We start from the raw sequence: 9,556 nt of genomic DNA, 5'->3' as shown, positions 1-9,556 counted from the left end.
GCCGGCGACGGCCGCGACCGCGATGGTGGCGGTGGCCACGTCGCCGCGGCGGAGCGCCTGCGCGGCGCGCGCGAGGTGCGCGGCGCTCTGCGGACGGTCGGCCGGCTTCTTCGCGATGCAGGACATGACGAGGTTGCGGACGGGCTCCGCCACGGTGACCGGGAGCTCGGGCGGCTGCTCGTTGATCTGCGCCATCGCGATGGCGACCTGCGACTCGCCCGTGAAGGGACGGCGCCCGGCCAGGCACTCGTACGCGACGATGCCCATCGAGTAGACGTCCGTCGACGGCGAGGCGGGGTGCCCGCTCGCCTGCTCGGGGGACAGGTACTGCACGGTGCCCATGACCTGGCCCGTGGCGGTGAGCGGCACCTGGTCGGCGATGCGCGCGATGCCGAAGTCGGTGATCTTCACCCGGCCGTCGGGCGTGATGAGCAGGTTCCCCGGCTTGATGTCGCGGTGCACGAGACCGGCCTGATGGGCCGCGTGGAGCGCCAGCGCGGTCTGGGCGATGATGTCGAGGACCTTGTCGGTGGAGAGCACGCGCTCCCGCTCGAGGATGGTCGAGAGGGCCTCCCCGGGGACCAGCTCCATCACGAGGAACGCGCTGCCGTCCTCCTCGCCGTAGTCGAAGACGTTCGCGATGCCCTCGTGGTTCACGAGCGCGGCGTGCCGGGCCTCGGCGCGGAAGCGCTCGAGGAAGCCGGGGTCGCCGAGGTACTCGTCCTTGAGGATCTTGATGGCGACCTTGCGCCCGATGACGAGGTCGGTGGCCTCCCACACCTCGCCCATGCCGCCGATGGCGATGCGATCGCCCAGCTGGTAACGCCCTCCGAAGGTCAGTCCGCTCGTGGGTCTCATCTGTCCAGCACCGCCTCAATCACTCTCTTCGCCACCGGCGCGGCGAGGGTGTTCCCCGAGCCCGATCGTCCTCGTCCGCCGCCGTCCTCCACCAGGACCGCGACCGCCACCTGCGGCGACTCCGCCGGTGCGAAGCCGGTGAACCACAGCGTGTAGGGGTCGTCCGCGCCGTTCTGGGCGGTGCCCGTCTTGCCGGCCACGTCGACGCCCCCGATTCTCGCATTCGTGGCGACGCCGCTCTCGACGTTGTCGATCATCATCCGGGTCATCGTGTCGGCGGTCTCCTTCGAGATCGGATCGGCGAAGCGGCGGGGGATGAAGCCGGAGAGCTCGCTGAGGTCGGGGTTGAGGACGCTGTCGACGACGCTCGGCTGCATGACGTCGCCGCCGTTCGCGATGCCCGCGGTGACCATGGCGGTCTGGAGCGGCGTGGCGCGGACGTCGAGCTGGCCGAAGGCCGACTGCGCGGTCTGCGCGTCGTCGAGGTCGGGGGAGAAGACGCTCTTCGCGCTGGCCATGGGGACCTCGATCGACCGCCCGTAGCCGAACGCGTCGGCCATGTCGGCGATCCGCTCCGATCCGAGCGCGATGCCGAGCTGCGCGAACGGGATGTTGCAGCTGAGGCGCAGCGCGGTCGCGAGGCTCACCTCCGGCTCGCTGCCGCAGGCGCCCTCGCCCGCGTTGGTGATGACCGTGCCGGTGCCCGGCAGCGTGAACGTGGCCGGGTTGGGGAGCAGGGAGTCGGGCGTGTACTCGCCGGACTCGATCGCGGCCGCGGTCACGACCAGCTTGAACGTCGACCCGGGCGGGTTGAGGCTGTCGACCGCCCGGTCGATGAGGGGATCCGCGGGGTCGGCCAGCAGCGACGCGTAGCTCTGCTTCACGGCGTCCCGGTCGTGCGACGCGAGCGCGTTCGGGTCGTACCCGGGGGTGGAGACCATCGCGAGGATGCGGCCGGTGGAGGGCTCGATGGCGACGACGGATCCCTGCAACCCGCCCAGCGCGTCGTAGGCCGCCTGCTGCACCACCGGGTCGAGGGTGAGCTCGACCGACGCGCCCTTCGGGGACTGGCCCGTGAACGTGCGGGTGAGGCTGTCGAAGAACTGCGTGCCGCTCGTGCCGCTCAGGACGTCGTTCATCGAGGCCTCGATGCCCGTGGAGCCCTGGCCGAGCGTGTAGTACCCGGTGACCGCGCTGTAGAGGTCGGGCTGCGCGTACGTGCGGAGGAACTCGTACTGGTCGTCCACCGGGACCGACGAGGCGATGGGGGTGCCGTCGACGAGGATGGCGCCGCGCTCCGCGGAGTAGCTGGCGAGGATGGTGCGGGAGTTCCGGGGATCCGCCTGCAGGGCGGGCGCCGAGACCACCTGGATGATCGACGCCGCGACGAAGAGGGCCACGAACATGGCCAGGACGAACACGGAGACGCGCTTCAGCTCGCGGTTCACGACTCGACCACCAATCGGGGCTGGTTGCGGACGGTGTCGGACAGGCGCAGCAGCAGCGCCGCGATGATCCAGTTGGCGAGCAGCGACGACCCGCCCGCCGCCATGAACGGCGTGGTGAGGCCCGTGAGCGGGATGACCCGCGTGACGCCGCCGATGACGATGAAGACCTGCAGCGCGATGACGAACGACAGGCCGATGCCGAGCAGCTTGCCGAAGTCGTCCTGGCCGGCGAACCCGATGCGGAAGCCGCGCGAGACGAGCAGGAGGTAGAGGGCGAGGATCGCGAAGACGCCCGTGAGGCCCAGCTCCTCGCCGAGGCTCGCGAGGATGAAGTCGCTGTTGGCGAGCGGCGTGAGCTGGGGGCTGCCGCTGCCGAGCCCCTGCCCGAACAGGCCGCCGTCGGCCATGCCGAACAGGCCCGTGACCAGCTGGTAGCTGCCGCCCTGCGCGTCGTAGACGGCCGGGTCGAACGGGTTCAGCCACGCGTCGACGCGGCCCCCGACGTAGCCGAGCGTGCTCGCGCCGTACGCGCCGCCGAGGAAGAGCACGGCGCCGAGCACGACCCAGCCGATGCGTCCGGTGCTGACGTACGTCATGACGATGAAGAGGCCGAAGTAGAGCAGCGACGTGCCGAGGTCGCGCTGGAAGACGAGGACGCTCATCGAGACCGCCCACACCAGGAGGATCGGACCGAGGTCGCGGATGCGCGGGAACCGCATCCCGAGCACCTTGACGCCCACCATCGAGAGGCTGTCGCGCGCGGTGACGAGGTAGCCGGCGAAGAAGACGGCGAGGCAGATCTTCGCGATCTCTCCGGGCTGGAACGAGAACCCGCCGATGTGGATCCACACGCGGGCGCCGTTGATGTTCTGGCCGATGACCGGGAGCATCGGCAGGAGCAGCAGCACGAGGCCCGTGAACATGGCGATGTAGCGGTAGCGCTGCAGGACGCGGTGGTTCTTCAGCAGCACGATGACCGCGAGCGCGCACACGATCGCGAGGCCGGACCAGACGATCTGGCGCACGGCCACGCTCTCCCAGCCGGAGTAGCCGCCCGCGAGGTCGAGGCGGTAGATGGCCGCGAGGCCGAGGCCGTTGAGCACCGTCGCGATGGGCAGGATGAACGGATCCGCATCCGGCGCGAGCCAGCGCAGGGCCACGTGCATTCCGAGGACGAGCACCGCGAGGCCCGTGGCGGGCAGGAAGAAGCTCTGGTCGAAGGCGCCGAGCGCGCCGAGCTGCACGAGATAGAGGGCGCCGCCGTTGATGACGGACGCCAGCACGACCAGCGCGAGCTCGAGGTTGCGGAGGCGGCGCGGCACCCGGATGCGCGGGACCTTGGCGGCGCGCTCGCGGCCGCGCGCGGGCGCGTCCGCCACGCCGGCCCTAGCCACCCGCGGCCTCCTGCAGCCGGTTGACGATCTCCTGCGCGCCCGCGAGCGAGTCGGCGTTGATGGTCTGCTCGACCTGCTGGCGGTAGAACGGCTGGAGGTCGTCGACCCGCACCTCGGTGCGGGCGTAGACGTGGGAGAGCTCGATCGGGCCGATGGTCTGCTGCACGCCGTTGTAGACCGCGACCGTGCCGTCGGCCTCGCCCACGTAGTAGCGCGACTGGGTCCAGCGGTAGCCGAGGACGCAGGCCAGCACGAGGCCTGCGAGGATCAGCGCGACGCCGACGAGCCACGTGACCCGGCGCCGGAGCGCCCGGCGCCGGTCCTCGGCGATGAGGGCCTCGAGGTACTGGTCCGACTCGGGCTCGAACTGCGCGTCGCGAGCGGCCGTGGTGGCGCGCAGCGGGTGCAGGAGGAGCGAGGGGATGCGCACGGCGCGCTTCGACGGCTCGTCGCCGAACGCGAGGGGCTGCGACGCGGATCCGACGAGCACGGGCACGGGATCGGGGCGGGACGCGGCGGCGTCGTCGTCCTCGTCGAGGACGTCGACCACCACGACGGTGACGTTGTCGGGGGCGCCGTGGTCGAGCGACTCCTTCACCAGCGCGTCGGCGACGGTCTCGGGCGTGCCCGCGGCCGCGAGGATCTCGGTGATCCGCTCCTCGGTGACGTAGCTGCTGAGGCCGTCGGAGCAGAGGAGCCACCGGTCGCCCGTGTGCGTGTCGAGGACCTGGGTGTCGACCTCCGGAGCCGCGTCGACGTCGCCGAGCACGCGCATGAGGACCGAGCGGCGCGGGTGGACCAGCGCCTCCTCGGGGGTGATGCGCCCGCTGTCGACGAGGCGCTGCACGAAGGTGTGGTCGGCGGACACCTGGCTGAGCTCGCCGCGGCGGAAGAGGTAGATGCGCGAGTCGCCGATGTGGGCGATCGCGACATGGCGGTCGACGCGCGCGAGCGCGCTGACGGTGGTGCCCATGCCCGTGAGCTCGGAGTGCTCGAACACGGTCTCGGCGAGGAGCTGGTTGGCCGCGACGAGGCCCGCCTGGAGGGCGAACTCCGCGTCGTGCGCGGAGGCGTAGGCCTTGTCGGCCTCGACGATGCGGGTGAGGGCCACCGCGGAGGCGACGTCGCCGCCCGCGTGCCCGCCCATCCCGTCGGCGACGACGAAGAGGTTCCGCCCCGCGTAGCCCGAGTCCTGGTTGTTCGACCGGACCTTGCCCACGTGGGAGACGGCAGCGGCCTGCGTCACTGTCGCCACGCCGCTACCGCCTGAGCTCGAAGCTGGTCGCGCCGATGCGGATCGGCGTGTCGAGCGGCACCTGCGTCGGCACGCTCACGCGCTTGCCGTCGAGGAAGGTGCCGTTGGTCGAGTCGAGGTCCTGGATCATCCACTCGTCGTTCCAGAGCAGCAGGCGCGCGTGGTGGGTGGACGTGTAGTCGTCCCGGATCATGAGCCCCGACTCGCTCGAGCGCCCGATGGTGAGCGGCTCCGTGCCGAGGGGGATCTCGGTGCCCGCCTTCGCGCCCGAGGTGATGACCAGGTGGCGCGCGGTGGACGTGGTGGCCTTCGCGCGCGACGGGACGGCACCCGAGTTGGCGCCGGACGGCATGGTCGAGATGGGCGGAGGCTGCTGCGCGGGCTGCGCGGGCTGCGCCGCGCGGGGAGGCGCGGCGGCCGCGGACGCCGCGTACGGGGACTGCGGGAACGGGGATCCGCCCGCCGGGCCCGACTCCTCGCGGAGCTTCCGCACGCGTTGGCCGAACAGGTCGGAGCGGAGGGCGTACACGATCCCGAAGACGAAGAGCCACAGCACCGCGAGGAACGCGAGGCGGAGGACGAGGAGGGTCAGCTCGGTCATGACGCTCCCCAGAACCCGTCGTCCCGGCGGGGACGGCCGGCGTCGCGCCCGCGCTCCTCGGCCGCCTGGGGCACGACGCGGAAGGTGATGGCGGTGCGGCCGATGCGGATGACGGACTCCGGCGGGAGGGGCGCCTTCGTGACCGGCGCGCCGTTCAGCTCGGAGCCGTTCGTGGAGCCGAGGTCGCGCACCTGGGCACGGCTCCCGTCCCACGCGATCTCGACGTGGCGGCGCGAGGTGCCCGGGTCGTCGACCGTGATGTCCGCGTCGCTGCCGCGCCCGATGACCGTCCGGCCGACCGCGAGGGGGTGGCGGACGCCGGCGACGTCGACGACGGGCGTCCACGTGACGCTGCCCTCGACGGTGCGGGTGTCGATCTCGAGCACGCCCTCCGAGAGCTGGTCGTCCCGGCGGAAGGCGACCTGCACGACGCCCGCGAACTGGTAGCCCTGGGTGGAGGCGTGGCGCTCGACGGCCTGGCGCAGCTCGTCGGTGAGCGTCGAGCCGATGGACTCCATGCGCTCGTGGTCGGCGCGGGAGACGCGGAGGGTGAACGAGTTCGGGACGAGGATGAGGTCGCGGTCGACGATGGCGGCGTGCGTGTCGAGCTCGCGCCGCAGCTGCGCGACGATCTCCACGGGCTGCAGGCCGGACTTGAAGGTCTTCACGAAGGCGCCGTTGACGGCGCGCTCGAGGCCCTTCTCGAAGTTGTCCAGGATTCCCACGTGTGATCCGTCCTCGCGCGGTCCTTCCGCGGATGAATAGACAGATCGTAGCCAACTCGGGCGACCGGGCCCTGGACACCGGCCCGAGGACGGGTGCGGATCGCCCGCCCCGGACGCGCCCCGGCGGGCACCGCGCCGCCCGTCGCGACCGCGGGGCGTCGCGAGGACGGGCCCCGGTCGTGATAATGTCTTCCGGTTGGCGCGAGTGGCGGAATTGGTAGACGCGCACGGTTCAGGTCCGTGTGTCCGTGAGGACGTGGGGGTTCAAGTCCCCCCTCGCGCACCAGCAGAGAAGGCCCCCGGTTCCCCCGGGGGCCTTCTCGCATGTCCGGGGTCCCCTCGCGGGTCCGGACCGCCCGTCAGAGGATCGGCACGCCTCCCGTCACGGGCACGCGCGCTCCGGAGACGTAGCTCGCCTCGTCGCTCGCCAGCATCACGAACACGGGCGCGACCTCGGCCGGCTGACCGGGGCGCCCGATCGGCACCTGCTGGCCGAAGGACGCGACGTCCTCCGCCGGCATGGTGGAGGGGATCAGCGGCGTCCAGATGGGCCCGGGCGCGACGCTGTTCGCGCGGATCCCCTGACCCGCGAGCATCTGCGACAGGGCGCCCACCATGTTCGCGATGCCGGCCTTGGTCGCGCTGTACGCGAGGAGCGACGGCGGCGGGGAGTCGGAGTTCACGGACGTGGTGCCGATGATGGAGGAGCCGGGCCGCATGTGGGGCACGGCGGCCTTCGTCAGGTGGAAGAAGGCGCTGAGGTTCGTCGCGACCGTGCGGTCCCACTCCTCGTCGGGGGTGTCGACGATCGAGTCGCGCGACATCTGGAACGCGGCGTTGCTGACGAGGACGTCCACGCGGCCGAACGCCTCCACCGCCTGCGCGATGACGGCGCGGCAGTGCGCCGGGTCCTGCAGGTCGCCGCGCACGACGACCGCGGTGCGGCCCGCCTCCTCGACCAGGCGCCGGGTGTCGGCCGCGTCCTCGTCCTCCTGTGCGGACAGGTGGTGGATGAGGACGTCGGCGCCCTCGCGGGCGTACGCCAGCGCGACGGCCTTGCCGATGCCGCTGTCGGCCCCGGTGATGACGGCGGCCTTGCCCGCCAGTCGGCCGGAACCGCGGTAGGTCCCCTCGCCGTGGTCGGCCTGCGGGGTGAGGTCGCCCTCGGTGCCGGGGACGTCCTGCTGCTGCTCGGGCTGTGTCATTCCTGCTCCTCTGGTCTCGGTGCCTTCGCGTCCCATCCGACCCGGGGACCGCGGCATCGGCTGGGGGGTTGACAGGGGTGCACGGATCCGCTGCCACGGATCGCGGCAGGAGTGCAAGCCCCGGGACGCGCGGGGAGCCCGCGCGTTGGATGGCGCCATGACGGACAGCCAGGAGACCGGGACGACCGCGGACCGCGGGTCGTCGTCGCCCGTGGGCGCGCCGCTCGCGTCGCTCTGGACGCGGGGGAGGCGCCCGCCGCTGCTGCCGCTCGAGGACCAGGTCGTGGTGATCACGGGCGCCTCGAGCGGGATCGGTCTCGTGACCGCGCGCATGGCGGCGGCCCGCGGAGCCGCGGTCGTGCTGGCGGCGCGGGACGGCGCGGCGCTGGACGAGGCGGTGGCGGGCATCGTCGCCGACGGCGGCCGCGCGACCGCGGTCGTGGCCGACGTGGGCGACCCGGCGGACGTCGAGCGCATCGCCGCGACGGCGCTCGCCGAGCACCATCGCTTCGACACGTGGATCAACGACGCGGGCGTCTCCGTGTTCGGGCTCGCCGACCGGGTGCCGCTCGAGGACATGCGCCGGCAGATGGACACCGACTACTGGGGCGTCGTCCACGGCTCGCTGGCGGCCGTCGCGCACCTGCGGTCGCGCAGGGGCTACGGCGGCGCGATCATCACCGTGGGGAGCGTGTTCGGCGACCGGGCCGCACCGCTCCAGTCCACGTACTCCAGCGTCAAGCACGCCGTGCACGGCTGGACCGACGGGCTCCGCATGGACCTGGAGGCGCAGGGCCTGCCCATCAGCGTGACGCTCCTGCACCCCGGCCGCATCGACACGCCCTACGACCTCCACGCGCAGAGCCACGCGGAGCGCCGACCTGCGCACCGCGGCATGATCTACCCGCCCGAGGCCGTCGCGGAGGCCGCCCTGTGGGCAGCGGAGCACCCCACGCGCGACCTGCACATCGGCCTGCAGGCCCGGCTCGGGGCCGTCGCGGGAGCCGTGGCCCCGCGGCTCACGGACCTCGTCATGGAGCGCTGGATGCTGTGGTCGCAGCGGTCCCGACGGCCCGCCCGCCCGCCCGGCGACAGCGGCCTGCACCAGCCGGCACCGCGGCCGGGGGAGCGCGGCCCGCACGAGGGCTGGGTGCGGCGCCGCTCCTACTACCTGCCGGTGCAGGAGCACCGGCGCGGGATCGCCCTGGGCGTCGCCGCCCTCGCGGCCGCGGTCGCCGCATCCCGCACCCTGCCCGCGCGATCCGCGCGGGGCGCCGCCCGCACCACGACCCCGAGGAGATGAGCATGAGGTCCGTCGCCGACCAGACCACCCGCGAGCTGGGGGGCGCGCTCAGCGTCCTCGCCCGCCAGAGGAGCGACCACGTGCAGCTCGACGCGCTGCTCCGTGAGCTGCGCGGCGCGGAGGGCGACCACGAGGCGCTCGTGCTGATGCGCATCCACCGCCTCGTCTTCCCGCACGCCTTCGCCGAGGAGTCCGTCCTGTGGCCGCTCATGCGCCGGGTCCTCGACGACGGGCAGGAGCTGACCCTCGAGGTCGAGCGCGAGCACCAGGAGGTGAACGAGATCGTCACGACGCTGGAGACCCTGCCGTCCGGAGATCCCGGACGCGCACCGCTGCTCGACCGGCTCGTCGAGGTGCTGCGGGAGGACGTGCGCGACGAGGAGGACGAGCTGTTCCCGCGCCTGCAGGAGCGGGTGCGGGTGCGCGACCTCCGCCTGCTCGGCATCGCGTGGGAGGTGGTGCGCCGGACCGCGCCGACGCGCGCGCATCCCGTCGTGTCGCGGCGTCCGCCGGGCAACGCGCTCGCCGCGGTGCCGCTCTCGGTGATCGACCGGACGCGCGACGCCGTCGACCTCCTGCGGCTCCGCGGGCCGGTCGCCTGGCGGCCGGCCCTGGGCACTGCGGGCGACGCCCTCCGACGGGCTGCGCACCGGGTCGAGCACCTGTCGCTGCTCCGCCGAGGGGAGGACGCGTCGACGCGCTCCGCGGGCGCAGGCGGCGGCGCCGCCGTGGGCACCGGCGGGGCGGCCGCGGCGACGGCCTGACCG

9 protein-coding genes and 1 tRNA gene are annotated in these 9,556 nt (G+C 73.0%); 3 read left to right on the top strand and 7 right to left on the bottom strand.

Annotated elements, in window-relative coordinates; all coding sequences use genetic code 11:
• The 6 genes from Q6969_RS09340 to Q6969_RS09315 form a co-directional block, all read right to left on the bottom strand.
• Window positions 1-858: serine/threonine-protein kinase (locus Q6969_RS09340; RefSeq protein WP_317230188.1), on the bottom strand; the 858-nt coding region annotated here is incomplete at its 3' end.
• Complete coding sequence (locus Q6969_RS09335; RefSeq protein ID WP_317230187.1) at window positions 855-2,306, bottom strand: penicillin-binding transpeptidase domain-containing protein; 1,452 nt, start codon at window positions 2,304-2,306, stop codon at window positions 855-857. The genes Q6969_RS09340 and Q6969_RS09335, both read right to left, overlap by 4 nt.
• Window positions 2,303-3,700, bottom strand: a complete 1,398-nt coding sequence (locus Q6969_RS09330; protein WP_317230186.1) for an FtsW/RodA/SpoVE family cell cycle protein — start codon at window positions 3,698-3,700, stop codon at window positions 2,303-2,305. The genes Q6969_RS09335 and Q6969_RS09330 overlap by 4 nt, the downstream gene beginning before the upstream one ends.
• Window positions 3,693-4,955, bottom strand: a complete 1,263-nt coding sequence (locus Q6969_RS09325; RefSeq protein WP_317230185.1) for a protein phosphatase 2C domain-containing protein — start codon at window positions 4,953-4,955, stop codon at window positions 3,693-3,695. Before Q6969_RS09325 ends, Q6969_RS09330 begins: the two co-directional genes overlap by 8 nt.
• A gap of 4 nt (window positions 4,956-4,959) precedes the next feature.
• Window positions 4,960-5,556, bottom strand: a complete 597-nt coding sequence (locus Q6969_RS09320; RefSeq protein WP_317230184.1) for an FHA domain-containing protein — start codon at window positions 5,554-5,556, stop codon at window positions 4,960-4,962.
• A complete protein-coding gene (locus tag Q6969_RS09315; protein ID WP_317230183.1) occupies window positions 5,553-6,281 on the bottom strand; it encodes a DUF3662 and FHA domain-containing protein in 729 nt (242 codons plus the stop codon). Before Q6969_RS09315 ends, Q6969_RS09320 begins: the two co-directional genes overlap by 4 nt.
• A 199-nt stretch (window positions 6,282-6,480) precedes the next feature.
• Between Q6969_RS09315 and Q6969_RS09310 the strand changes: the two genes are divergently transcribed.
• Window positions 6,481-6,567: transfer RNA gene (locus Q6969_RS09310), tRNA-Leu, on the top strand.
• 73 nt (window positions 6,568-6,640) lie between these two features.
• Here the strand turns inward: Q6969_RS09310 and Q6969_RS09305 are convergent.
• On the bottom strand, window positions 6,641-7,486 hold the full coding sequence (locus Q6969_RS09305; protein WP_317230182.1) for an SDR family oxidoreductase: 846 nt from the start codon (window positions 7,484-7,486) through the stop codon (window positions 6,641-6,643).
• 157 nt (window positions 7,487-7,643) lie between these two features.
• Between Q6969_RS09305 and Q6969_RS09300 the strand changes: the two genes are divergently transcribed.
• Entirely contained in the window at window positions 7,644-8,789 is a 1,146-nt protein-coding gene (locus Q6969_RS09300) for an SDR family oxidoreductase (RefSeq protein WP_317230181.1), read from the top strand.
• Between the two features lie 2 nt (window positions 8,790-8,791).
• The gene (locus tag Q6969_RS09295; protein WP_317230180.1) at window positions 8,792-9,553 is read left to right on the top strand and encodes a hemerythrin domain-containing protein; all 762 of its coding nucleotides are present in this window, start codon (window positions 8,792-8,794) and stop codon (window positions 9,551-9,553) included.
• The last annotated feature ends 3 nt before the right edge of the window (window positions 9,554-9,556 follow it).

Origin of the sequence: Clavibacter sp. MX14-G9D (assembly GCF_032917815.1) — a bacterium.
Lineage (GTDB): Bacteria > Actinomycetota > Actinomycetes > Actinomycetales > Microbacteriaceae > Clavibacter > Clavibacter michiganensis_K.
This window is presented reverse-complemented; position numbering and strand designations above follow the sequence as displayed.

Coding starts and splice junctions, on each gene's coding strand:
- Q6969_RS09320 (WP_317230184.1), bottom strand. CDS start 5,556: ATGACCGAGCTGACCCTCCTCGTCCTCCGCCTCGCGTTCCTCGCGGTG.
- Q6969_RS09305 (WP_317230182.1), bottom strand. CDS start 7,486: ATGACACAGCCCGAGCAGCAGCAGGACGTCCCCGGCACCGAGGGCGAC.
- Q6969_RS09300 (WP_317230181.1), top strand. CDS start 7,644: ATGACGGACAGCCAGGAGACCGGGACGACCGCGGACCGCGGGTCGTCG.
- Q6969_RS09295 (WP_317230180.1), top strand. CDS start 8,792: ATGAGGTCCGTCGCCGACCAGACCACCCGCGAGCTGGGGGGCGCGCTC.